This window comes from Rossellomorea sp. NPDC077527, from assembly GCF_044542955.1.
Taxonomy (GTDB): Bacteria; Bacillota; Bacilli; order Bacillales; family Bacillaceae_B; genus Rossellomorea; species Rossellomorea aquimaris_E.
Window position 1 is genome coordinate 410,974 of record NZ_JBITVL010000001.1, and the last position, 24,520, is coordinate 435,493.

At 42.9% G+C, this 24,520-nt stretch carries 32 protein-coding genes and 1 pseudogene; 30 read left to right on the top strand and 3 right to left on the bottom strand.

What is annotated here, in order from left to right:
* Positions 1–109: 109 nt before the first annotated feature.
* From ACIGG7_RS01990 to ACIGG7_RS02090, 21 genes and pseudogenes are all read left to right on the top strand, one after another.
* Positions 110–562, top strand: coding sequence for an S-Ena type endospore appendage (locus ACIGG7_RS01990; protein ID WP_397548569.1), 453 nt, complete (start codon positions 110–112; stop codon positions 560–562).
* Positions 563–692: 130 nt separating this feature from the next.
* Positions 693–836, top strand: coding sequence for a hypothetical protein (locus tag ACIGG7_RS01995; protein ID WP_397548570.1), 144 nt, complete (start codon positions 693–695; stop codon positions 834–836).
* Positions 837–1,097: 261 nt separating this feature from the next.
* On the top strand, positions 1,098–2,183 hold the full coding sequence (locus tag ACIGG7_RS02000; RefSeq protein WP_397548571.1) for a hypothetical protein: 1,086 nt from the start codon (positions 1,098–1,100) through the stop codon (positions 2,181–2,183).
* A gap of 192 nt (positions 2,184–2,375) precedes the next feature.
* On the top strand, positions 2,376–2,765 hold the full coding sequence (locus tag ACIGG7_RS02005; protein ID WP_397548572.1) for a hypothetical protein: 390 nt from the start codon (positions 2,376–2,378) through the stop codon (positions 2,763–2,765).
* An 88-nt stretch (positions 2,766–2,853) separates the two neighbouring features.
* The gene (locus ACIGG7_RS02010) at positions 2,854–3,297 is read left to right on the top strand and encodes a cell wall hydrolase (protein ID WP_397548573.1); all 444 of its coding nucleotides are present in this window, start codon (positions 2,854–2,856) and stop codon (positions 3,295–3,297) included.
* A gap of 124 nt (positions 3,298–3,421) precedes the next feature.
* Positions 3,422–4,405: a DUF2268 domain-containing putative Zn-dependent protease gene (locus ACIGG7_RS02015; protein WP_397548574.1), complete on the top strand. Its 984-nt coding sequence runs from the start codon at positions 3,422–3,424 to the stop codon at positions 4,403–4,405.
* An 87-nt stretch (positions 4,406–4,492) separates the two neighbouring features.
* Positions 4,493–6,265, top strand: coding sequence for a M3 family oligoendopeptidase (locus tag ACIGG7_RS02020; RefSeq protein WP_397548575.1), 1,773 nt, complete (start codon positions 4,493–4,495; stop codon positions 6,263–6,265).
* Positions 6,266–6,421: 156 nt separating this feature from the next.
* Positions 6,422–7,552 carry a serine hydrolase domain-containing protein gene (locus ACIGG7_RS02025; protein ID WP_397548576.1) on the top strand — a complete coding sequence of 377 codons (1,131 nt, stop codon included), beginning with the start codon at positions 6,422–6,424 and terminating at the stop codon, positions 7,550–7,552.
* Between the two features lie 183 nt (positions 7,553–7,735).
* Positions 7,736–9,298 (top strand): phosphodiester glycosidase family protein, encoded by a 1,563-nt coding sequence (locus ACIGG7_RS02030; RefSeq protein WP_397548577.1) that lies wholly within the window; start codon positions 7,736–7,738, stop codon positions 9,296–9,298.
* 168 nt (positions 9,299–9,466) lie between these two features.
* The gene (locus ACIGG7_RS02035; protein WP_397548578.1) at positions 9,467–10,255 is read left to right on the top strand and encodes a class I SAM-dependent methyltransferase; all 789 of its coding nucleotides are present in this window, start codon (positions 9,467–9,469) and stop codon (positions 10,253–10,255) included.
* Positions 10,255–10,968 (top strand): alpha/beta fold hydrolase, encoded by a 714-nt coding sequence (locus ACIGG7_RS02040; RefSeq protein WP_397548579.1) that lies wholly within the window; start codon positions 10,255–10,257, stop codon positions 10,966–10,968. The genes ACIGG7_RS02035 and ACIGG7_RS02040 overlap by 1 nt, the downstream gene beginning before the upstream one ends.
* A gap of 99 nt (positions 10,969–11,067) precedes the next feature.
* Positions 11,068–11,457 (top strand): annotated as a pseudogene (locus ACIGG7_RS02045) (GNAT family N-acetyltransferase); the annotation flags it as partial.
* Positions 11,458–11,499: 42 nt separating this feature from the next.
* The gene (locus ACIGG7_RS02050) at positions 11,500–12,084 is read left to right on the top strand and encodes a GNAT family N-acetyltransferase (RefSeq protein ID WP_397549082.1); all 585 of its coding nucleotides are present in this window, start codon (positions 11,500–11,502) and stop codon (positions 12,082–12,084) included.
* Complete coding sequence (locus ACIGG7_RS02055) at positions 12,081–12,698, top strand: NUDIX hydrolase (protein ID WP_397548580.1); 618 nt, start codon at positions 12,081–12,083, stop codon at positions 12,696–12,698. The genes ACIGG7_RS02050 and ACIGG7_RS02055 overlap by 4 nt, the downstream gene beginning before the upstream one ends.
* Before the next feature lie 28 nt (positions 12,699–12,726).
* Entirely contained in the window at positions 12,727–12,918 is a 192-nt protein-coding gene (locus ACIGG7_RS02060) for a DUF4083 domain-containing protein (protein WP_397548581.1), read from the top strand.
* 14 nt (positions 12,919–12,932) lie between these two features.
* A complete protein-coding gene (locus ACIGG7_RS02065) occupies positions 12,933–13,220 on the top strand; it encodes a TIGR04104 family putative zinc finger protein (RefSeq protein WP_397548582.1) in 288 nt (95 codons plus the stop codon).
* Positions 13,221–13,364: 144 nt separating this feature from the next.
* Positions 13,365–13,691, top strand: coding sequence for a hypothetical protein (locus ACIGG7_RS02070; protein ID WP_224942211.1), 327 nt, complete (start codon positions 13,365–13,367; stop codon positions 13,689–13,691).
* Positions 13,692–13,771: 80 nt separating this feature from the next.
* Positions 13,772–14,308, top strand: coding sequence for a GNAT family N-acetyltransferase (locus ACIGG7_RS02075; RefSeq protein WP_397548583.1), 537 nt, complete (start codon positions 13,772–13,774; stop codon positions 14,306–14,308).
* A gap of 123 nt (positions 14,309–14,431) precedes the next feature.
* Positions 14,432–14,947 (top strand): DUF1572 family protein, encoded by a 516-nt coding sequence (locus ACIGG7_RS02080; protein WP_397548584.1) that lies wholly within the window; start codon positions 14,432–14,434, stop codon positions 14,945–14,947.
* Positions 14,947–15,954 carry a phosphotransferase gene (locus tag ACIGG7_RS02085; protein WP_397548585.1) on the top strand — a complete coding sequence of 336 codons (1,008 nt, stop codon included), beginning with the start codon at positions 14,947–14,949 and terminating at the stop codon, positions 15,952–15,954. The genes ACIGG7_RS02080 and ACIGG7_RS02085 overlap by 1 nt, the downstream gene beginning before the upstream one ends.
* A 19-nt stretch (positions 15,955–15,973) precedes the next feature.
* Positions 15,974–16,276, top strand: a complete 303-nt coding sequence (locus ACIGG7_RS02090) for a hypothetical protein (protein WP_397548586.1) — start codon at positions 15,974–15,976, stop codon at positions 16,274–16,276.
* A 15-nt stretch (positions 16,277–16,291) separates the two neighbouring features.
* On the opposite strand, the gene ACIGG7_RS02095 is transcribed toward ACIGG7_RS02090, so the two are convergent.
* Positions 16,292–16,849, bottom strand: a complete 558-nt coding sequence (locus tag ACIGG7_RS02095; protein WP_397548587.1) for a GNAT family N-acetyltransferase — start codon at positions 16,847–16,849, stop codon at positions 16,292–16,294.
* A gap of 80 nt (positions 16,850–16,929) precedes the next feature.
* On the bottom strand, positions 16,930–17,355 hold the full coding sequence (locus ACIGG7_RS02100) for a YybH family protein (protein ID WP_397548588.1): 426 nt from the start codon (positions 17,353–17,355) through the stop codon (positions 16,930–16,932).
* A gap of 373 nt (positions 17,356–17,728) precedes the next feature.
* Between ACIGG7_RS02100 and ACIGG7_RS02105 the strand changes: the two genes are divergently transcribed.
* Positions 17,729–18,100, top strand: a complete 372-nt coding sequence (locus ACIGG7_RS02105; RefSeq protein ID WP_397548589.1) for a VOC family protein — start codon at positions 17,729–17,731, stop codon at positions 18,098–18,100.
* A gap of 39 nt (positions 18,101–18,139) precedes the next feature.
* Here ACIGG7_RS02105 and ACIGG7_RS02110 read toward each other — a convergent pair whose 3' ends face one another.
* Entirely contained in the window at positions 18,140–18,616 is a 477-nt protein-coding gene (locus ACIGG7_RS02110; RefSeq protein ID WP_397548590.1) for a GNAT family N-acetyltransferase, read from the bottom strand.
* 141 nt (positions 18,617–18,757) lie between these two features.
* Between ACIGG7_RS02110 and ACIGG7_RS02115 the strand changes: the two genes are divergently transcribed.
* The 8 genes from ACIGG7_RS02115 (at position 18,758) to ACIGG7_RS02150 (ending at position 24,466) form a co-directional block, all read left to right on the top strand.
* Positions 18,758–20,515, top strand: coding sequence for a M3 family oligoendopeptidase (locus ACIGG7_RS02115; protein WP_397548591.1), 1,758 nt, complete (start codon positions 18,758–18,760; stop codon positions 20,513–20,515).
* 43 nt (positions 20,516–20,558) lie between these two features.
* On the top strand, positions 20,559–21,191 hold the full coding sequence (locus ACIGG7_RS02120; protein ID WP_397548592.1) for a uridine kinase family protein: 633 nt from the start codon (positions 20,559–20,561) through the stop codon (positions 21,189–21,191).
* Positions 21,192–21,323: 132 nt separating this feature from the next.
* Positions 21,324–21,719 carry a hypothetical protein gene (locus ACIGG7_RS02125; protein WP_397548593.1) on the top strand — a complete coding sequence of 132 codons (396 nt, stop codon included), beginning with the start codon at positions 21,324–21,326 and terminating at the stop codon, positions 21,717–21,719.
* 15 nt (positions 21,720–21,734) lie between these two features.
* On the top strand, positions 21,735–21,971 hold the full coding sequence (locus ACIGG7_RS02130; protein ID WP_397548594.1) for a hypothetical protein: 237 nt from the start codon (positions 21,735–21,737) through the stop codon (positions 21,969–21,971).
* 58 nt (positions 21,972–22,029) lie between these two features.
* The gene (locus ACIGG7_RS02135) at positions 22,030–22,449 is read left to right on the top strand and encodes an NUDIX hydrolase (RefSeq protein WP_397548595.1); all 420 of its coding nucleotides are present in this window, start codon (positions 22,030–22,032) and stop codon (positions 22,447–22,449) included.
* 11 nt (positions 22,450–22,460) lie between these two features.
* Positions 22,461–22,709 carry a hypothetical protein gene (locus ACIGG7_RS02140; protein ID WP_397548596.1) on the top strand — a complete coding sequence of 83 codons (249 nt, stop codon included), beginning with the start codon at positions 22,461–22,463 and terminating at the stop codon, positions 22,707–22,709.
* Positions 22,706–23,521 (top strand): DUF2268 domain-containing putative Zn-dependent protease, encoded by an 816-nt coding sequence (locus ACIGG7_RS02145; protein ID WP_397548597.1) that lies wholly within the window; start codon positions 22,706–22,708, stop codon positions 23,519–23,521. The genes ACIGG7_RS02140 and ACIGG7_RS02145 overlap by 4 nt, the downstream gene beginning before the upstream one ends.
* Before the next feature lie 6 nt (positions 23,522–23,527).
* Entirely contained in the window at positions 23,528–24,466 is a 939-nt protein-coding gene (locus tag ACIGG7_RS02150) for an aminoglycoside phosphotransferase family protein (protein ID WP_397548598.1), read from the top strand.
* Positions 24,467–24,520 lie beyond the last annotated feature (54 nt).

The window sequence follows — 24,520 nt, forward strand, 5'->3', positions numbered from 1 at the left end:
TGAAGTATGCATATGTACGCATGTTGAAAAACATGAATGTAAATGCAAAGAACATACATGTCCTACAGGGGACTGTAAAAGACATACCATCATCTGCGGCTGCGAGGGCTTGTACGAAGATAAGTGTGAAGAGTTACCCAAGCACTGCCCGGAAGAAATCAAAGGACTGGATCTTTGCAAGAAAAAAGAAGAAATGAAGTGTTTTAAGCACTGTGCTCCCATTTCTCAACCTTGTGACTGCCAAAGCTATAACCATTTTACCAGCAGGGCGAACCTGGAATTCAGCGGTTTGATAGTCGTTAAAAACACAGGCAATCCCACCAGTGGCTGTGCCATGGAAGTGTGTGTAACGGATGGGTGCGGTTCAGACCTTGTGGCAATCGTCACTCCCGGATCATCCGTCCCAGTCTTTGTCGAAGGATTAATTTCACTTGATATCGCTTGTGGTAAAGAAAGGTGCAAACAGCCTGGTCCAGGAACGTGCACGGGTGAAATCATCTTTGACCTTGAATACTGTATAACGACATATGTGACACACCCTCATGACGGTGGCTGTTGTTAGGCAGCAATGTGTCATGGGAAGTCGGAGGTCTGTATGGGGGACCTTCGACTTTTTTTTATATTAGGGGTGAATTCTAATTTTTATGATATAATATCAAGAAAATTCCAATTTATTCAGGAGTGAGACAAGAATGGGACTTTTTATCGGAATCATACTATTCCTCGGTCTTGCAGGTGCACTCGGCAGAAGGACGTTACGGGGGAGCAAAGAGGAACAGCTTCAGGAATTGGAGCGGGTGAAGTCGAATAGTAATGGGTTTGGTGGAGGATTGTAAGGGATTTTTGCTGTGGTGCAATCTGAACCGGTAGAAGCAGGGCAGAGAGCCAGGGAATCTCAGGGGAATTTCTCCATCGGTAAGAATTAATCCAAATGAGAAAATGATTAATCCGGATTAGAGAGAATTAATCCTATATTCATTTAATTAACCCTTCCTTTCAAATAATTAATCCATTATAGAAATAATTGATCCTATTTGTCGAAATTTCTGGGAGTCGGCAAAAAAGGTACGGAGTAAAGAAAAAGGAGTTTATATAGTATGCAATTCCTCACAACAACCGCACAAACAGAATGGGAACTGATTAACAAAGCCCTGAAAAATTCAGGGTTAAAAGAAATCTCAAGCGAATCGGAGATCATTAGATTAGGAGAAGGTGCCTGGCACTACGCTTACTTAATTGAACGGGAGCAGCTCGTTCTCCGTATTCCGAAAAGGATCGCCTATGAGAAGGAGGTCGTTTTCAACCGGAATGAGTTGACGGCTGATTATGCTGGGACGAAGGCGTTCTATCAGCATGCGAATCGGACCGGAAAAGGCATGTGTCCTGGATTTTACGAATACCATGTTTCCGAAGAGCTAACCTATACGATCGAATCATATGTGGGAAAATCGATCGGGCTAGCTGGACAAACCCCGGAGCAATCGAACCGGTATGGAAGAAAAGTAGGAGAGTTCTTCTTGGCCCTTGAAGACTTGGAATCTCCCATTCCTGGCATTGGATACATAACCGTAGGAGAACAGGGAAACATCAAAGGGCTGTACGAAGGAGAGTTGAGTGCGTTTATCCGGGAAGAAACCGGAGAGTACCGGGAAGAATGGGAGTCGCTCCTTGAAAGTGACTATATATTTAATAAAGAAAAAGTGAGAAGGACCGGTGAAGAACTGTTTTCATCCCGTTCCGTCGACCGGGAAAAACGTGTCCTGACCAATCAGGATACGTCACCGGAGAATATGATTTTTACGGAAAGTGGTGTCAGAATGATCGATCCGTTCCCGATTATTTATACGGGGACGTCCCTTGCTGCTAATTATGTCTTCAACTATCAGACGCTTTTTCACGCCTTGCACAACACAAAACGGCACGCAAAGAATCACTATCATCGCCTGCTCCGGCAATTGAAGGCCAGTGCAGAAGGATTCGTGGAAGGATATACGAACGGTTCCAAGCAGAAATGGAATGATCTGAACGTGGAAGTGTATCTGAAACTCGTCACCATGACCCATGAACATGATCAGTTGCTGAAGCAGGAAACATTAAGCAAGGAGCAAATGATTCGGTATGGAACAAAAGAACAGATAGACGAGCGGATGAATATCTTCCTAAAGGAACTTGAAAGGTATTGATTCTTCATCGGGAGGGGGTAACCATGATCAAAAAAATAGCGGTGATGATCGTCACCATCGGCTTAATCTATTACCTACTCCAGGCCGATTGAAGATATCACGGTTGGTTCCAATGAGAGAATGTTCTTACTTGCTGAAGAGGCAGACCGTTTTTAGAGATGATGACATGCGGAAAGATGGAGAGGTAAGATCATGAAAAAAGGACTCATTCTTTTAACCTTCTTCCTGGGGTTAGGTTTCTTTTATTATATGACTATAGGTTTTAAAGTGGATGATGAAGAAATTTCTCTTGAAGAAGCACCTGAGACAATCCGGAATGAGATTCATGAAAATACAGACCTGACAGGCTTTCGAGTTTTTCAAGAAGGGTCATATACCTACGTTTATTACAAAAGCAATGACATGAGAAATGATTATATAACCACGAGCCTCGATATGAGGTGGAAAGCCGGAAGTATGGTGGTAACGGCAAGAGTGGACTATGCGGTGGACGATAGTGCGATTAGTTACGATCGGCTGATCAAGATGGATCATAAGTCAGAAAAAGAGATCATATTTAAAGAGAAAATCATGTCAAAATAAGCACCGAAAGCTTATCCCATTTCTCCATATCGAATAATTCCTGACATGAAACCCGGCATTTTTCATAAAATATCCTGAGGTGAGTAAAATGCCAAGAGTCAAATACACCGATGCTGATGTGGCCTTGATGGCGAGGATGATGAGAGCGGAAGCAGAAGGCGAAGGGAAGCAAGGGATGTTGTACGTTGGCAATGTTATCGTGAACCGTGCGAAAGCAGACTGTCTGGATTTCAAGGATGTAAGAAGCATTCGTCAAGTCATCTTCCAGGTCCAGGGCGGGAACTACTCCTTTGAAGCGGTTCAAAAAGGGAATTTATTCTATAACAGAGCAAGATCTGTCGAGAAAAAGTTAGCTAAACAGAATCTGGATTACTGGGCCCAGCACCCGGCGAAGTATTCCCTATGGTATTTCAATCCTTATGCACCGTGTCCCCCGACATGGTACGGCCAGCCGTTTGCGGGACAATTCAAGAATCATTGTTACTATGAGCCGGCGGCAGGGACTTGTGCAAGTGTGTATACGGGCGGGTGAGGATGATGAGAACTTCCTGGTTGTAATCGGGTGGTTCTTTTTTTATTCTCATTTATTTGAAACTATTTCCAAATGTAAAACGTATAGGTAGGTAACAAATGGAAATGGGTGGAGAGGTGCGAATTTGAAAACTTTAGGGAAGGTGCTACTTATACCAGCATTTTGTTTCATGTTTATGGGATGTTCCAATCATGAGCCAGTTAAAAAGAAAGAACCGGAAGATTCGCACATCACTTTTTCACAAGAAGAACAGAAATTCGAAATTATTTATATGTATGATGAAATGCAAGATTACATAGACACCGTACGTGAACAGACGGGGAAAAGTAATGAGACCGTGTTTATTGAAAAGGTATTTGAACCGTTTAAAAAGAAGTCCAATATGGAGGAAATCAGCTTACGATATACTTTTAAACCGTCCTCAGAAGTGGACAAGCTTGGACAATCCATAAAGGAGTTGGAAAAGAACAAAGATATGACGAACCGGATTATTAAAGAAGCATTGCTTAAATCCGCAAAAGAACTCCCTGGTAAGGATAAGAAATATGTTATTTTGCCAGCGAACCCAGAGGACACGTTTACAGTGGAACAAATGGGGGGTGTCTCCGGGTTTGTCTTATCAGAGTATGTCATTGTGTTGCAACTTTCACCTTCCGTGCAAGAAGACATTTTGAAGTACACCGTCGCTCATGAATACAACCATCTCATCGCAGAAGAAAGTAATCGGGGAATGATAAGGGGCATCCTCGGTGGGGTTGTGTTGGAAGGGAAGGCAGATGCATTTGCCCATACCATTTATCCAAAGATTGAAGTCCCTTGGCAAGAACCAATGACAACGGAGGAAAGGGAAAAGGTAGTGGCTGAGATTACGGAGCTTAGATATTCAAGTGATATGAAGAGCTACGAAAAGTTAAGAGAGGGAATCTCTTCTAAAGATATCCCACAATGGGCCAACTACAAAATCGGTTATGAAATCGTCCAGAGCTATCGAAAGAATCATCCGGAAACATCAATTGAGAGATGGACCAGCATGCATGAAGCCGAAATCATAGCAGGGAGCGACTTTGAGAAAATCACGGCTTATGAAGGAGTGTCCTCAAATGATTGAACATTCAATCAATACTCCGACCTCCGCCTGATGTAAAATTTTCCATTTTATTTCACAATAGAAATAGATTCATAGGAGGGGATAAACATGAACCAAGTACATACAATGAAATGGAATCTGGAAGGTGTCCGTCCAGGGCAGAATCCAGTAAAGGATCAAATTCATGAAATTCTTCTACATATCGAGGATACACAAGCATTATTGCAACCTGGGACAGGCATTGATCAAGCAGTAGAGATGACGGATCGAGTGCAGAACCTATATACGAAGGTGTTTCACATGGATGAATACATCTTCTGCCTGGCATCTGAAAATGTGTTGAACGAGGAAGCCCAGGATCTTATGGCCAGAATTAATCACCTTAAGGCGAAGATGGATACGCTACTCCTTGCATACAGTCAACGTCTTGCCGAGATGTCAAAAGATGAGTGGCAGTCATTCATCGAGAGCAAAGAATTAGCGGGAAGCGAACGATTTCTGAAGGAACAAAGGAGAAAGGTAAAGGATCAGCTCGCTCCTGAGATGGAAACGTTGATCAACGCCCTTTCAGTCGATGGGTTTAGCGGTTGGGAGGATCAATACGGACAGGAATATGCTCGCCTCACAGTGCCGGTGAAGAATGATGAGGTCACGGAAGATATCTCTTTTGATAAAGCCTATATTCTCGGAATGCTGTCAAATGACAGAAGTAAGCGACAAGAGATCGCAGCATCCCTTGCAAAAGTATGCCGTGAAAATGAAGACAGGTTCGCATCAATCTTTAACCATTTTGCCGGTTTCCGAAATGAGCTGTACCGGTTGAGAGGATGGAAGAATCCGCTGAAGGAGATGTTCGAGCAAAACCGGATATCTGAAACATCGGTCACAAGCATGATGGATACGCTCCACTCACACAAGTCTTTGTTGGATCAATTAATGAAACGTAAAGCTAAACTGATCGGAGTTGATAAGTTGAGCTGGTATGACCTTTACGCTCCAACCTTCACGTCCAAGACGACTTTGACGTATGAAGAAGCGGCAGACATCGTGATCGGGCAGTTCACTCGCTTTAGTGAGAAACTTGGAGAGTTTGCAAAGAACGCATTCGAAGAGGGGTGGATCGATGCTAATCCCGCAGAGCATAAGCGTCATGGCGCATTTTGTGCTTCGTTCCCCAATGCGAAGGAAAGCAGAGTGATGCTCTCTTTCACCGGTAACTACAATGATGTTGTCACCATTGCCCATGAACTGGGACATGCCTACCATAATTCGCTCCTTCATGATCAGCCTGGTTTTTCACATAAAGTGGGTACAGGCCTGGCTGAAACGGCGTCAACGTTCGCTGAAAATCTCGTCCTCGATGCGGCCATAGATCTGGCGGAAACAGAAGAAGACCGACTATCTCTTTTAGAAATGAAAATCACGAATGGGTTGAAATACACGACATTCATTCCGGCCAAGTTTGAGTTCGAAGCGGCTTTTTACGAACAGCGCTTAGATGGAAAGCTTTCAGCATCCGAAATCGTTCGACTAATGGAAGCAACAGAAAGGGTCTGGTTCAAGGATTCTCTGGAAGAAGTGAATACCCATAATTGGATGAGCATACCTCACTTCTTTAATACAGAGAAAGCCTTCTACAACCTGCCATACACGATTGGCTACTTGTTCAGTAACGGTGTTTATTCTCTCTACCAGGAGGACAAAGAAACCTTCCCTGAACGATACGATCAGCTTCTTACCTCATCAGGGAACCAATCCATGGAAGAGCTGAGTGTCGGGTTCCTGCAGGAAGAGTTAGGGACGAACTTCTGGGGAAAATCAATAAGGCCGTTGGAGGAAGCAATTGAAAGATACTTAAGGGAGACGGAGAAATATATTTAAGTATTGGAGGCAATCGCTCCCGAAGGCGGTTGTCTCTCCTTTCTCTTATACATAATAAGATTGAGTTTGAATCATTTTTATTCTAGTAAAGACAGAAAAAGTATTTTCATAGGATGGAATCTGATTCGTGACCATTGAGTAATAAAGGAGACAAATATGAATCAACTAAATGAAAAACTAGATTATATAACAAGATATATTAATCATAAACTAGCTGATCAAAACGGAACCGGATTAAGCGTTGCAATCGTAAAAGGCTCTGACATCATCTACTCCAGAGGGTTTGGCTACTCACAGGTTCAACCTATGAACCAACCGATGGATGGAGATACTAAGATGAGTATCCAAAGTATTTCAAAGAATTTCATGGCCCTTTCCATCATGCAGCTTGTAGAAGAGAACTTGGTTTCATTGGATGATCCCGTTGTTCAATATCTGTCATACTTCAGAACGAAGAATAAACAACAAAGCGATAGGATCACGATACGCCATCTTTTATCCCATACGGCGGGCTTTCCTTCAGAATTGGGGATTGCTAATATGACAGCCCCGAATGTGAGAGACATATTTTCGGATACACCTACTGAATTTCAAGAAGCATTAGACCACTATGATCTTACAGAAGAAGAGATTGATAGTGTGAAAACGAGAGAGGATGTAACGAGGTGGTTCCAAAAGGTGGAGTTGGAGCATCCAGTAGGGCAGGGGTGGAATTATTGCACCGATGCGTATGTGATTCTGGCAGATTTATTCGAAAAGGTTACAGGGGAAGAGTGGGAATCACATCTTGAAGATAAAATTCTTTCTCCCTTACATATGTATCGGACAACGAGTGACTCAAAGAATGTTGAAGAAGATGCAAACAGTGCCAGGTATTACTTAGGTGAGGAGAAGGTCGAAACGCCATTTCCAAAAAATGCTCTATCTGCTCCGATAGGTTATTTATACTCTACAGCCAATGATTTAGGGAGGTATGTAGCGTTTCATCTTTCGAAAGAGTCGGATGTCTTACGGACAGATTTAATTGAAGAAATGCAACAACCTGTTCATCTTGTCAGTGAAGAATGGCGGTTTGGGAGTGAAGTGAGAAGTTATGGGCTTGCATGGTTTACGGACACGTATAGAGGTCTTCGGATTGTCGAACATGGAGGCGGTCAAATGGCTGTCAGATCCCTTATGACCATGGTACCTGAACTCGACTTGGGAATAGTGGTTTTGCTTAACTTTGACGGGACTACCCATCATGATGTGTGTGATAAGATCATCGATACATTCTTGGATAGCTAATATGTAAATGTTTAACCTTTTTTTAGATTTGGCTGTAGGGGTGAGCATTTTATCCAACCCCGTACGATAAAGTAAATAAAATCTCATGGAAATTCACCAACTCTTTATACTACTGTAACGTTCTATTTTCAATTTGCCTCTACTATGAAGGTGCATTAAAAATTTGTTTGGAGGTTTTACATTATGCACCGTTCTTTCTTAAAAACGGCCATTGTATCTGCGTTATCCCTTTCTACTATTCTGACAGTGGGTTGGCAGGGACAGGATGCCGAGGCTGCGAATTCTCAGGAGCTTTCAATCGGTAAGAACCATTTACCTGAAACGCGAAACACACAGCAATTAGCTAAAGGAGTGACATATACAGATATTAATAGAGGGTACGTTTCAGACAAATCGTATTTTACGGTAGATGTCGCGTTCTTTGATACAAAGGAAGAAGCCGATACTCTTATCCAAGATCTGAAGAAAGTAGGATACAAAGCAAAGCTTCATAAAGTAGAGAATCAATACTCGCAAAACACAGATGTCCAGGACAAAACCATTGGATATGTGGTTCGTACCGGGGAATTCAAAGAAGAAAATTCAGCGAATGATGTGGCTGATCAGCTGAAAACTCAAGGCTTTGAGAAGGCTAAAGCCACTTATTCGGAATATGATGGAACAACGAAATCAACGGGCCCATGGAAAATCGATGTTCTTGAAATTGATCCTCATGAATTTCAGGGTGAGCTGACCAATACATTAGCAAATGATTCAATTACAGGTCGCGAAACCGTGTCATCCATGTCGGGTCGGAGTGAAGCGTTAGCCGGCTTGAATGGAGGCTACTTCGTCGTAGGATCCGAGGATGGAATTCCTGGTGATCCGGCGGGGATTTCGGTCGTGAATGGCCAATTGGTAAGCGAGGCAGTTGGAGATCGTACAAGTCTTCTTCTAACTAGTAACGAAGCAGAGATTGCCAATACCTCCACTTCATTGAAAGTCGAAACCGAAAGTGGCGAGAGCTCAATGATGGATGGGATTAACCGGAAACCTGGACAGATCCGCAGCTGCGGAGGAATCGAGGACATGGAAACCAATCAGCCAAAGCATGATGTGACCTGTACGGATCCAGATGAAATCATCGAATATAACTCCTACTTCGGTGATGCAACTCCCAAAGGAGACGGCTTTGAAGTCGTGCTGGATGACAAGGGGAAAGTGGTGGATTCATACACTGAGCGTGGACATGCTATCCCTGAGAATGGAAGCGTGCTTTCAGCAACAGGTGCTCAGGCAGATTGGTTGAAGCAGAATGTCTCAGAAGGAGAGACGTTGTCAATCGCTAGAAACGTATTAGCCGATGGGAAGCAGGTTAAGGCTTCAACTGATTTAGATATCATCGGCGGGGCACCTCAACTACTTGAAGATGGAAAGATCGACATCCAGGCAAAAGAAGAAGGATTTGCATGGAGTCATGACTTCTATTATCATTTTGCACAATATCGTCATCCGAGATCTTTTGCAGGTGTAAAAGATAACGGGAATATTCTGTTGGTCACTGTAGAGGGCCGTAACCCTGAACAGAGCATTGGTGTCAGCTTCTATGAAAGTGCTCAAATCCTACAATCTCTGGGGGCGGTTAAAGGAATGAATCTTGATGGCGGAGGTTCTTCCGCGATGGTGGTTCATGACCGACTGGTGAACCAACCATCAGACGCCACGGGTGAACGCCCTGTGTCAGACGGCATACTCGTATTACCATAACGGAAAGAACAACAATCAAAGCCTATTCACTTTAGTTCATCAGTGGATGGGCTTTTTATTTTTAAAGGGCTAACGCCAACAGTGTTCCTTGAAATAATCATTGTGATCACACTCTTTATTTGAAATAATTGGTATTGGATATACATAACTTTTTTCTGGAGGAAACATATGAACATGTATGGATCGGAATTATTTAAGGGAGCGGCAACCTATTATTCAAAAAATAGACCCATCTATCCTTCTGCGTTAATCAGATTCCTGGTTGAAACATTCTCTTTAAATGGAGAGCAGCACCTCCTGGATCTCGGTTGCGGGACAGGACATCTGACCATACGTTTTTCAGATTGGTGTAAGGAGATCGTCGGGATCGATCTTGAACCGGAAATGATAGAAGAAGCGAAACGTCTCCATGATGAAATAAGGATCGGTCAGATTCAATGGTTCAATGGAAGGTTAGAAGAATATAAACACACGGATCAATATCATCTCGTGATGATTGCCAAAGCGTTTCACTGGATGGACAGGCGGGAGGTGTTGGATGAATTATATGAAATCATTTCTCCAGGTGGAGGGGTAGCGATCATTGACAATTATGAACCTGATAAGTTACTAACTCCTTGGCAAGAAAGATTTAAGGATGTGGTTGAAAAATGGTACGGAAATGAACGGAAAGCCGGGAACTCTACCTATACACACCCTGTCGCCAGTCACGAAGACATCATTTCACAATCTAAATTCCACCTGGAATCCCACACACTGCCTACGTATGAAATCACCTGGACAATAGAGTCGCTACTGGGGAACCTTTACTCAACTTCATATGGTTCGAAGCGTTTCCTTGGTACGAATGTACCATTATTTGAGCGCGAAGTGAGAGAGGCGATGCTCGAACTGAGTGAATCGGGAGTATTTAAAGAAGAGGCGACATTGTCGGTGAAGATAGGGAGAAAAAAGTAATGCAAAAAAACACCATCAATGGATTCAGCTATTATTCGGTTGATCCAATGAACCAAAACGAATCCAATAAAGTCATCCTCATTTACCACGGATGGGGAGGAAGTGCTCTCGGATACAGGGACCTGGCAGCGGAGCTCGCGGGGGAAGGGTTTCATGTGATCATTCCAGAAATCGTCCATCACGATACGAGACAGCCGTTGGCAAACCACTTTGACCAAGAAACGGTACAGACTTATTTTTGGGAAACGATCATGGCGACGATTGATGAATTTCCTGATTTTATGGCGACCTTAGGAATGACCAAAGAGAATGTGATCCTGCTGGGAAGTTCCATGGGCGGCTGTATTGCGAACGGAATTTTTGCCCGTGAACCAATGGCAGGGGGGCTGATCAATATAAACGGATCTGGCTCATTTGTTTTGTCAGAGAAGCTGTTCAGAGAAAGAGATCAACGGGAGCAAACTCCTGACGAACTGAAAAACCGATTAATGAAGTACGATCCGGTTGCAAGGGAATCTGGTTTTTCCCCGGTTCTTCTCATGCATGGGGACAGTGATGACATCATGCCAATCGATGGACAAAGAGATTATGCTCGTTATGTAAGAGCGAATAGTAGGAATGTAGATTTCCGTGTGTATAAAGGTGTGAATCATCAAATTACACAGGATATGATCGGGGATTTAGTACGTTGGGTGGATCGTTTGTCGAAATAAGGATACGGTTGATGACATAGAATTCAAAGGCTAATCATTTATTAAAATGAGCTGGTCATCACATTTTTAATAAAACAATTGAAATCTTATGGAGAGCATATGAAAAAATACAGGATAGCTAACATAACCAATCTATTTGAGCACGACTTAAATACGCTAGTGAAAGAAAGCAAGGAAGAGGGTTTTCGTTTTGTAGAAAGACTCATAAACGATTATCAAGAAGGAACCAATCGTTTTAACAAACAAGGGGAAGCTTTATACGGTATTTATAATGAAAAGAATGAGTTGGTATCGGTGGGTGGACTTACGATCGATCCCGATACGGCTGAAGCTGGCAGAGTACGAAGGTTTTATGTGAAAAGAGAATGCAGAAATGAAGGGTTAGGGACACTTCTATTAAACCAAATTATCAATGATGCTAGTCGTTTTTTCCACGTTCTGGTGCTTAATACCGATACCAAGCAGGCGGATCATTTCTACACTTCATTTGGGTTTGTAAAAGGCAATCGATATCCCAATTCTACTCATTATATAGAAATCAGCGACCTTTTCAGAATCGATTGTGGAGATATTTATCTACAGGAGTTCTCAAAGGCCGATGCCATACATATTCACAGGATCTCCAACGAACCTGAAATAGCTCATTACCTGCCTGACTGGAAATCAACACTAGAACAAAGACTCGACTGGGTAACCCATTACGAAATGCCAGCGAATAAAGCATTCCTTCAGTCTGCTGCGAAAACAGGGGATATAGAGAATCATTTTTTGAAGATGGGGGTTTTTCTCAAAGGTAAAGATGAGTTCATCGGCTGGTGCTGTACAGGAATAAAAGAAGAACTGCCTGAACCGAATCGGGAAATCATGTATGCCATTTCGGGTGAACATCAAGGGAAGGGCTATGCAACGAAAGCCTCTTTGGGATTGATCCATTATTTGTTTACTCAAACAACGGTTGAAATCCTGAACGCGGTAGCTCTCATCGACAATGCTTCGTCTATGAAAGTCATTGGAAAATGTGGATTCACCTATCAGGTGCAAGTGACGATTGATCAAGAAAAGTACCATCATTACCGATTGTGCAAATCGGAATATGAAGGGAGTGCAGAGCGATGAGTGATAAATGGCTGGAATGTGCGAAGCGGATTCAGGCTCTGTCTCAATCGGGGTTGGCCTTTTCAAAGAGCGTTTACGATATTGAGAGATATGAAGAATTAAGGGCGATCAGTACAGAGATCATGCAGGAATATACGGGTCTCGAGATGAAGAAGATCCAGGATTTATTCACGAACGAAAAGGGCTATCAGACACCGAAAGTCGATGTGAGGGGTGTCGTGTTCAAGGATGATAAAATTCTGATGGTTAAAGAGAAAATCGATGACAAATGGGCTCTGCCAGGAGGCTTCTGTGACATTGGTCTGTCTCCGGGTGAAAACATCGTCAAGGAAATAAGAGAAGAGTCGGGATATGATGTGACCCCGGTCAAATTACTCGCACTGCTTGATCTGAATAAGCATCCACATCCCCCTCAGGCATACCACTACTACAAAATATTCATTCAATGCAGAATAACGGGTGGGGAAGCCAAAAGTGGTGTTGAAACGAAGGGAATCGGATTCTTTGAGGAAGAGCATTTGCCGGAGCTGTCGGTTGGACGAAATACAGAATCGCAGATTAAGATGATGTTTGAATTCTTGAGGGATCCTCAAAAGGACACTGTGTTTGATTAAAAAATAAAGATAAGTCGGTGAGATGCCAATGTATATAGGTGATGTACTCTATTTAATCGTTATTCTATTATTATTGCTGGTGGGAGCACTATCCTTCACTCTCTTCATTAGAAAGATCGTGGTAAATAGTAAAAGCAGTCATCATGCTTCTGATGAGATGAATAAGAAGTTGGATAGAATCATAGAGCTTTTGGAAAAACAGAATCAAAAGGAAGAGTGAAGGGGGAACAATAGGTGGCGCGGTGTGTATATTGTGATGCGAAGTTGTCATGGTTTTTAATTTTTAAGAAACTGTTTATCATCAAAAGACCTGACACTCAGTGCCCAGCCTGCCATAAAAGACTTTATTTCACAAACCGTTCCCAAAAGTGGCTGGTGGGCATGACCATACTGATACCCCTTCTCTTTATTCTTTCATTCATGCTTGGATACATGCCTTTGTTTATGGTGATGATGTTGGGATATATGATCATACTGCCATGGTTTGTGACCGTAACGGATAAGGATGGGCCATTATTGTAATAAATCTATCCGGTGTGACTTTGACGTTTAAAGAATATGAAACTCCTTTTCAAAAAAAACCGACTGGTGTGGAGGTTGATTCCAAACTTGAAGATAGATAAATAAACGATATCCTGAGCCTTTAGAAGGAAGTGGTGAGGAAGATTGAAATCGTCCCGGTTCATATTGATATATACTTTCTTTGTTCTTATGAGCGGATGCTACCGACAGTTATCAATTGAGATGGTTGCCTTTAACCATTTAAGTCAGGAGGAGAAGACCAAAATCCCGGTCAGCCCCAAGGATTCTGATGTGGAGGAAGTTACGGTTGGTAAAGGTCTTGGCAAACATATAGGTGAGAAATGGATTGGGCGGTCTATTTATAAAGTTGCCTTTAATGGTACTGAAGATGAGTCTTTAGGTAGACTAGTTGTGTATATTGATAAGGATCAAAAGACGGTCATTGGAAAAGAATATGAACGGAAAGAATAGAGTGATAGATGATCGAAGTGAAAGAGATGTAATGTATTAGAAAGAAGGAGAGGTACAATGGATAGTGGAGTTGAATACGTATGAAAATAATTCCGAATACATGGGAGACAGAAAGGCTTTCAATACAGGACATTCGGCAAGAAGAAATAGATGATGCCCAATCTATCTATGAAAAGGGAAGCTACATCCATCAATGGGACGGGAGCAACCTGGATGAGGAATACATCAAACGCTGTTTTCTGGAAGGTGATCTGCCGCCTGGAGGAACAAAAGAACATTTTAAGATTCAAGTGGTCAGGATAAAGGAATCCGATGAATTAGTCGGGCTGCTATTCACCTATCACGGTTACCCTGCTCCGGAATCCTTTTACATCAATTATTTTACCATCGACCCTGACTATCACAAAAAAGGGTTGGGACGGGAAGTGGTGAAGGAATTGTTGGATATCGTGAAGCAGCACAATTTTAAGGAAGTGCGGGCAAATGTTGCGTTGAAGAACTGGGGAGCACTAAGGTTCTGGACAAAGCTTGGGATTGATAAGGTTAATGGAATTTATGGCGATCCTGTGTATGGAGAAGATAGCTTTGCAGATATTGAGTTAATGAAGAGACTGTAATATGGGCTGGGTATGATAGACGGATCCGCTTATTTTTTCTGCATATCATTCATTTTAAGGCTTATGGCTTTAGGTTGTAGTTTTAAGTTTTTGTTCTATGGCAGAGCAAAAGGAGGGTTATTAGTGAGTACTATAGGTCAAGAATACCTTACAACAATTCAACAGCAATTCCATCATTTTAAAATACGCGCAGAACAAGCCATAGCCCAATTGTCTGAGGAAGATTTACATTGGACACCAGGTCGGGAATCAAATAGCGTAGCCATCATCATGCAACACCTAAGTGGGAATATGCATTCGCGTTGGATCGATTTTTTACATAGTGATGGTGAAAAGGACTTTCGTGATCGAGATTTGGAATTTATCCATCAATTCAAAACGAAAGACGTCCTCTTGCAGGAATGGAATGATGGCTGGGAGTTGCTGTTCAAAACGATTAACTTTCTTGGAGAAGAAGATTTGCAAAAGATTGTAACATTAAGAGGTAAGCCGCTAAGTGTGATGAGTGCGATCCAAATAGAAGTGGCCCATGTGAGTTATCATGTTGGCCAGATACTGTATATTGGGAAGCAAATAAAGGACGAGGATTGGATTGTATTGAGCATCCCAAAGAATCGTTCAAAGGGTGGGTGTCAATAGTGAGCGAAGGTAAGGATAATCGACAGCACACTTTAATAGAATTATGCCACATCACTCAACTCGGCGATTGGATTACTGATCCGAAAAAAGTGTCGGGTGGTCTCTTACATACAATGTACGCTGTGGAAACGACGAGAGGAAAATATGCTATAAAAGCATTGAATCCTTCGATCATGAAGAGACCGGATGCCCTAGGTAACTACACCCGTTCAGAGCAAATCGCCCATATGGCATCTGAAAATGTACCGGCACTTCCCGCTGTAACGTACAACGGTGATGCCGTTCTGAAAGTGGATGATCAGTGGTTTCTTGTGTTTGATTGGGTAGAAGGCAGAAGTATAAAGGCTGGTGAAATCAGCATGAGTCATTGTGAAGTGATGGGGGCAATTCTGGCAGATATTCATCGTGCAGATTTCCAAGGGCTCGACTTAGAAAAAGAAGAGGAGGAGGTACGTTCCTCGATTGATTGGCATTATTATCTTCAAAAAGGCCAGGATGTGAAAGAAGAGTGGTTGGAGGTTTTCAAGGGCAGTATCGAGAATCTGGAAGAGTGGGATGCTAGGGCCCGGAAAGCTGAGGCAAGGCTTGGATCCGACTCGGTGATCAGCCATCGGGATTTAGATCCGAAGAATGTGATGTGGCTAAAGGGGAAACCGATCCTGATTGATTGGGAGTCGGCGGGCTACATCCATCCGATGCACGATCTGGTGGAGACAGCCCTATACTGGTCCGGAACGTCTGATCAAGACAAATTTTCAGCGTTTATCAGTGGGTACCAAAGGAAACTCGGAGGTCTAAAGGCGAACTGGGAGGTTGTGTTGGCGAAAGGCTTCTCTGGAAAATTGCTGTGGCTAGAGTACAACCTAAAGCGGTCATTGAGGATGGAATGTACGGATGAAGAAGAGCAACGGTTGGGGACCATGCAAGTCATTGAAACGATCCAGGAGCTTGGGGAGTATGGAAACAGAATTCCGGTAGTATTGAGATGGTTAAGGGAAGTCGAATAGAAGAAAGGGGTGTAAAGGAATGAAAAAGAAATCGTATGGCTATGCCTCGCTGGGAATGGGACTCTTGATGTTCCTCATGTTAGGGGTGAACTTCACTTCATTTGATGTGAATCAAGGCTCCTTTATCCAATCACATTGGGGTATATCAGAGCCGATCGGTACGTTGGTTGGTCTCTTTTGGGTTGTTTTCTTCTTAGGGGCAGCTTTACGCTTCATTTGGGATATTCCGCTAAAAAGAATCATGTTCATTTGTCTGCCTTCAGTAGTAGGGATATCGCTTCTGCCATTCATTCTCATTCTCTTACATGCAGGAGAACTATAACGGGAGATGACCCGATTAGATCTTCAAAGTCCAGATCAATTTCGCTTCATTCTCTACCAAAGAATCACCATATCCATGCTGATCAATCGTTTCTAGTACAAATCCCTTTTCAGAGTAAAATTTACATGCAGGTGTATTTACGTTTTGGGTTTCAACCATTAGTGTGGTGTATTCCCGTTCCTTGGACCAAAGGATCACCGTTTCAAGCAGTTTCCCGCCAATTCCCTTCCCCCTCGTTTCGGGCTGAACACGTAAGTCCCATAAGGTTGCGGCACCTTTCTTGAACCCATCCATTTCTGGAGCCACTGCAGCCCCGCCAACATACATACCGTTTTCTAACGCTAAGAACAATCCCCATCCGTCTAAATCAAACTGTTCTGTCCAAGTCAGTGGATGACAGTCCGGTAAGAGATCATAGTCCTTTACATAGGATGCACACGGTTTTTCGACCAACCGAAGTCCCTCAAGCCCGTCGTTAACGGGGCTTACTTGAAGTATGGTGGTCACTTCGTATGCAATAGAGATGGTCGCATAGTGCGGAATCTTTGAACTGTCAATCTGTTGAATATGCATATGATCCTCCCATTCTGGTACCCTCTAGAACAACAATGGAACTTAGCTCGTTCTATTGTGAGCTAAGTTCCATCCGATTCTTATCTTAATCCGAACATCCCTTTGCCATCCTGCATATTGATCGGCAATGAAGAATGCTCGTGGACGATCAGCCATGTATCCTCCACCTTTTTCATGCAAAAGGTAAAACGGTTGGTGATCTGGCGGAGTTTTTCCCCATCCGATTCTTTATGTGCAGCGAATGTCACGGCACAGTGGGCAAAGGCGAGATCAGAAGTTTCCTCGATCATGACATCCTGAAAATCGACTTCCAGGATTTCTTCATCAGCCTTCAATCCGATGAACCATTCGGTCACATTCTCTTGCCATGCAGCAATTCCTTTACTCTCCCATTGTCCCCAGCAGTCATAGATATGGACTTCGGAATCATAGATTGAGAGGAATCTCTCGATGTCCCTTTCTTGGATGCTGCTACTGTATTGGTCAAGCACATGTTGGACGTTCATTGTCTCATCTCCTTAGATTGTATCTTTAACTATTTCAAGTCATAGTAGAAGAATTCCTTCTTGATCATACAAAGGATATTTTCGGTTACGATCTGGTAACGATGGGGTTGTCTTATCGGTGAGCTTTATATTACCATGAAAGTATAGATTGGATTTATTTTCCATCGTTGTTTGGAGTGGGTGAAAGGGCGTGAGTTTGCCTGTCTTTAATTGTACTAATAGTGACTCATTAACCATGATGTCAAACGGTGTTCTGACTCTTTTGGATGGAGATTATGTACGGAGAAGAACTTCTATTCTCTGGGTGTTCGAGGAGTTCAAAGTCATTCGTCTAAGAGCATTTCATATTGATGATGAAAGGAGAGCGGAATCAATGAAAAGTCCAATCTTGAATCAAATCAATACTGTATTTGTCCATGTCAGTAACTTGAAGGAATCCGTCCGGTGGTATTCGGATTTATTGGGGCAGCCCTACGACCTGGAAGAGGTGCAGGATCCTGTATACAACCTGGCGATCAATCATTTTACGGGATTGACCTTGGATGCAGGACCTGAGGGAGTAAAAAAAGAGACTGGTCATAACCATCCACTCTTCAATTTTCACACTGAAAACATTGAGGAAGCCTATTCATATGTAGAACAGCTGAATTATGAGATCGTCTCTGAGATTACAAGGTTTGATGATTTTTCCTTCTTCGTCATTGGGGATCCCGATGGAAACCGGGTGATGATCTGCACAGGATAATGAAACAGGAATGCCCAGATAACGGGCATTCCTGTTTTTTTATATCATCAGATGGAGAATATGCTGAGGTCCTTTAGGTCCCTCGTAGATTTCATCTTCATCTGTGAAACCTGTCTTGAGATAGAGGCTGATGGCAGCTTGATTTCGTTTGTTCACGCCAAGGACTACTTCGTCCGTGTCGGGCAGGTGTTCCTTGATGAAGCTTGGTAATTGGTTAAGTCCGCTCTTGGCGATACCTTGTCCCTGATGTCTTGCATCGATAGAGAACGAGGTTAGTAGTCTGGCTTTTGGATTAGAAGAGTATTTATGAAGCTTTTCTCCTTTTTCCAATGCGAAGTAACCGACGGGCTCTTCATTATGCAGGATGACAATATGGCTAGTGTCTTTCGAGATGGAAGGGTTATGGATTTTATCGAGTGGCATACTCGTGAACTGCAGCTGATCCTCCGGCAGGTGAAAGTCGCTAAGTTTGCGTTCAAATGATGGGTGATATTCTGCTAAAGTAATGTGTGACATATGTGTGATCCTCCGATTCAGTAGTATGAACAAATTATAGTTTATTTGGAATTTTAGGACAAATAAAAGTTGGAAAAAAGTTCAAGTTGGGATAAAATAAGAACGTATGTTTTGTTCGGAAGAGAATAGGGGGAGCTTACGATGATAAAAGAATATAATCCGGTATGGAATCTTGATAGCATTTTTGGAGGTGGAAGTGCATCACCTGAACTACAGGAACATATGAAATGGACAGAAGACAACATCTCTGAATTGGAAGAGCTTATGCAAAAGGTGACGCCGGGGCCGGAGCAACTACCTGATGTTCTTGAAAGGCTAAGGGTCATAAAGGTGTCGATTTCACAGGCAAGATCCTTTTCAATCTGCCTTCTTTCGGTGAACCCAACAGACCAGGGGGCACAGTTTTATAGAGGGGAAACCACAACCCTTCAATCTACATATGAATCGATAATCAGTGAATTGAAAAGGAAATTAGCACGCATTGGAGAAGAAGAGTGGAAGAGCATGCTTGATTCCAAGAACTTAAAGGAGTATCAGTTCGTGCTCGAAGAATGGAGGACAGAGGCCGAGCGGGAGCCATCAAGGGAAGTATTGGACCTCATGACAGACGGCTACCATGCGTGGGGACAATTCTATCAATCTTTCATGAGCAGCATTAGAGTCAGGGTAAAAGGAGAGGAACTTTCCGTCGGCCAGGCCATCAACCTTCGATCCCATGCGGATGAGTCAGTCAGAAAGGAATCTCATGAGGCACTTGTAGAAAAGTGGACTGAGCTTGAAGGGCAGTTCGCACAGATCCTCAATCATCTGACAGGATTCAGGTTGAATATGTATAAGAGCATGGGCGTCGAGGATGTCCTGCAAATCCCACTCACTCAAAATCGGCTCAAGCCGAAAACGCTGAATGCGATGCTTTCGGTCATGGAGAAGTATAAAGAGCCATTTGCCGAGTATCTGAACGTGAAAGCCCGCCTAAATGGCGATACGAAAATGAAGTCGTATCATTTCTGGTCCCCGATGAATCATGATCATCAAGGAATGGAATACGGAGAAGCCGCTTCGCTCATCGAGGAGCGATTTCGTGCCTTCGGTCCTGAAATGGGTCAATTTGCGGAGACGGCATTCCGGGAAGGCTGGGTCGAAGCGGAAAATCGTCCTGGAAAGTCTGCCGTGGCCATTTGTGCTGGATTCCCTTTGACGGGGGAATCGAGGGTGTTCATGACGTTCCCCGGCACATTTAAAGGCGTGTTGACCCTGGTGCATGAACTAGGTCATGCCTTTCATAACCATGCGATGAAATCGGTAAACGGCATGAACAAGTCCTATCCCATGAGCATGGCAGAAACAGCGTCGACCTTCGCGGAGATGGTCATCCTGGAAGCCGCCATGGACAAAGCGGAGACCGACGAAGAAAAGCTGTTCCTCCTGGATGAGAAATTAAAGAGAAGCGTCATGAACTTCATGAATTTGCAGGCCAGATTCATCTTTGAGAAGAATGTGCACGAAGAACGGAGGAAAGGATTCATCCCGGCTGCTCGTCTGAATGAACTGATGGAGTCTGCCTTAGAAGAGGGATATGCTGGTGCCCTTGATGAAGTCCCGGTTCATTCGTGGATATGGACGCCACATTTTTATAGAACAGATTCTCCTTTCTATAACTTTCCGTACACCTTTGGATATTTGCTGGCTCTCCACCTCTTCGCCCGGGCGAAGGAAATAGGGGAAGGCTTTGAGGAGCGGTACATGGACCTCCTGCGTGATTCGGGACGTATGTCGGCAGAAGACCTTGTCATGAAGCATTTAGGGGAAGACATTACGAACGAAGCCTTTTGGGAAAAAGGGATGGAGTTGTGTGTGAAGGATAGTGAGGAATTTGTGAGACTGGCGGGTTTCAAGTGAAATATCAGCAAGACAATGAATAGTTGAAAGAAGGAGTAAATCCATGGAGAACATCTTACATATCATAGCCGATCGATTGACGAAACAAAAAGGAAGAATGGTGATCGGCATTTCAGGTCACGGCGCTTCAGGTAAAACAACGTTTGCGAAGAATTTGTTGACGCTGATTGGAGAAGCCAACTATATCAATACCGATCCTTATATCGTGAGTTCTGCAGTCAGAAAGCATTCCGTCATTGAATATGAGTATATGAATGAAAAACATCAATCTAAAATGACCGCATGTCATCCTGACGCTCACCATCTATTCGCCCTCGACCGGGACGTCAAGATGGTGAGGGACGGAATGGATTTCTACACCCTGGACGTCCCCTATGAACCGAGTCGGCTTATCTCTTCTGAAAACAACCTGACGATTGTAGAAGGGATGTCGGTTGCGTTCAGCCAACCGGAGTTATATGATCTGAAGATTTACTTCTACACAGATGGCGAGACGGAGCTCATGAGAAGGGGCATCCGAGACGTAAACGAAAGAGGAATGGATGTAGACTATTTACGGAAAACCCATGACGAGCGGAGAATTCAATATGAAGTGTTTATGCATACGAAGAGTGAGCTTTTTGATGTGGTGGTGAGGAATTCGGATGAGGGGTTTTGGGTGGAAAAGGGATTGTAGTCTATATCAAAGAGAAGCTTATCTTAGAAGGGGGAGCTTCTTTTAATAGAATTAGTGATTGAGTATAATGGGTTATTTTGACATAATTGGTAGTAGTGCGTTGTACTATAAAACATTGAGGTGAAAGAAGGCATGAAAAGGCCGCTTGGTGTATCAATCATAGGCTATTTTTATATTTTCGGTAGCATCGTTTTATTATTCACAGCTATTTTTTACCAAGGTGGTGCAGATGCCATCAGCATTTCAGAACGGTTTGGAGTATCCATCCTGCCTGAACGGATGATGAGAATCATCCTGGCATTCTTTTCTTTGTTGATGGTTTATGGATACATGAAATTGAAAAAATGGGGTTTCTGGTTATTAGTATCTTACTCTGCTCTATTTGGTCTGATCAGTTCCATTTTAGCAACGAATCAACCCCAACAGCCATTTATAGGGAATGTTGTTTTTTCAGTGGTTGTCTTGATCTATACGATCTATGTGAAAAAGGCATTTTTCACGACTGCTGAAAACGCTCAGCCTATTTAAAAAAAGGGGGATTCTATGGAAGAAAAAAAGAGCAACAACATTCTGATCTTCGCCGGTTGGATTTCCATCCTGCTTGCTGTCATCTCTCCATCCATCCTGGCAGGTGTCATCGTCTTTTGCGTTGGTCTTGTCCTGAAAAGGGACTACGGGGAGAAAAGGTACGGAATGTTTTTTATGGTTTTAAGTGTTGTGAGTGTAATAGTAGGTTTTGGATTAGGGCCATTACTCATTTGGTACATGAATCACGGATAAAAACAGTGGGGGTTTATCTAGGAAGATAAGCTCCTTTTTATATGAAGGGGGAAGTATTATGACACACCAAACATACACACCACCAAAACATATCGTTTCAGCTGCGACGATTGTCATCAATGATCAACAGGAAATTCTATTAATCAAAGGACCAAGACGAGGCTGGGAAATGCCTGGAGGTCAGGTTGAAGAAGGAGAGTCGTTGAAGGACGCGGCGATCAGGGAGACGAAAGAGGAATCAGGTATTGATGTTGAGATCGTAGCATTTTGCGGGGTATTTCAGAATGTGAAACGGTCGATTTGCAATACGCTGTTTCTTGCAAAGCCTGTTGGAGGGGAGCCGACGACTTCTTCGGAGAGCCTGGAGGTAGGCTTCTTTCCGATTGACGAGGCGCTTGAAATGGTGACCCATTTGAATTTCAGAGAACGGATTGAGCACTGTTTGAATGCGCAGCAGCCGTTTTATGTTGAATTCTAAGGGGGATTGAGTTGAATTTGGTATTCTGGATCTTTCTAAGCTTGATGTTGGGATATGTCCTGCTCATGCTGGGACCTCTTGTAGGGGGAGTGATAGCGCTCGGAATTGTAATGGGTACTTTGTTTAGAGGGTTGTATCTGCTGAATGATATTCATAAAAGGTTGAAGGGAATAGCTCCTGGTAAAGGTAGAGTGGGAGAAGTGTATGAGGAGTATTTGAATGTAAGGGGACGTGCTGGGGAAGAGAGGGAGAATTCATGAGTGAAGTGGGTACAACACCGAGAATGATTCAGATGGAACAGTTCATCCTTCAATTGCAGAAAGAGCCGATGAGCGATAGAGAAGGGCTTTTCATGGAAACGTTCCAGATGACGAAAGAAGAGCTTGATTCCATGAAATTTTTTGGAATGTTTGATGTTCATTCAGATCTTGAATCTTTACGTAAGCAGTTTGACAGAATGAGTTTATTAGATTTTGAATCCTATATTGTAGCTGAATTAAAGAGATTAATGATGAAATATCCGTCTGATAAATCCATTCAGCTTGAGTTGTTTATGTTGGATGAGCATGATTCGTTTGTAAAAGACAAGCTTGGTGGCGTTTCGGCGTTTACTGATTGGAATGGGAAGATGTGTTTTATCGTGGAAGCGAATCAAGGTGTAAAAAACACATTGAAATCAGTGGTTTATCATGAGTACCATCACCACTGGAGAATGAGTAAGCTCAAGGGCACGGAACGAGAAGAAACCCTGTTGGATCGGCTGGTGTTAGAAGGACTGGCTGAGCATTTTGTACGGTATGAATTAGGCGTTCATTTCCTGGGACCTTATAGGGATGTTCTTTCAATAAAGGAAGCTCGGGATTTGTGGAACTCAACATTCAGGCATCACATCCATAAGCAAGGGGAGATAACAAATTCCTATATGTTCGGAAATAAAGAAATGAACTTGCCATTTTGGAGTGGGTATTCATTAGGATATCACTTGATAGAGTGGTATATGGATGAACATCGAGAATGGACGATGGAGGAACTTACGCTTCTTCCGTCAAAATCGTTCATAAAAGAGAGGTGAAAAAACATGAATCAAGACAAGTCGAAACAACTTCTATTGGATCGGTTTCAATTGTCTCAAGCCGATTTCCTGGGTTCAGGAATGGAAGCGGAGGTTTATGCACTGGGCCACGACCGAATATTAAAAGTGTATAATGATCAGTCAGATTTTAAAAAGCAGGAATCCTTGAGGGATTTCTATTCCAAGATAGATACAAGTCAGCTGAGCTACGAGCTTCCTTATATTCACGATATCTTTGTGGAAGAGGGGAAGTTAGTGACGATTGAAAAGCGGATAAATGGCCGTGATATGCAAAGTAAGCTTCCTGGGATGACATACGATGAGCAAACAAACATGATGAAGGCGTATCTTCAGGCAAATATGGCACTGCAATCTGTACAAGGGAACTCTACCATCGAAGGCTTCCAGCTATTCCGTGATTCTCGAGTATTGTTAGACCATATGGATAATTGGTTTGATCTATTAAGTGAAACCATTGTGCTGAAACAGCTCGAGTTGAAACCTTATTTTATGAGAGATGTCCAGGATTACGAGGGAAAGATGAAGCTCGTGATGGAAAGATTGGCAGCGGGATATAATGGCGAGTACTCAATCATACATGGAGACTTCTATCCTGGGAATATCTTAATCAATGAGAACCACAAGATTACGGGGGTGATTGATTTTGGAATGCTGACCATGTATGGGGATTATTTATTTGATGTGGCCATCGGCTGGGTGTGTCTGGATATGTATAATCAACTGAATACTGATCTTACCGAAAGATATTTGGAAATCATCCTATCCTCTTTAGGGGAAGGGGTAAAGAAGGATTTATATTTTTATGTATTAATCTTTAGTTTGATGACGGCGAATCTTTATTCTCCAACGTGTGAGGACGGTCATTATCAATGGTGTGTGGAGAAGTTGAATCATGAAGAGTTTTGGAAGAATGTATTTGACTGAAAATTGAAACTTTTTCACAGCCCCATTCGTAAATATGAGAAATACGAGGGGGAA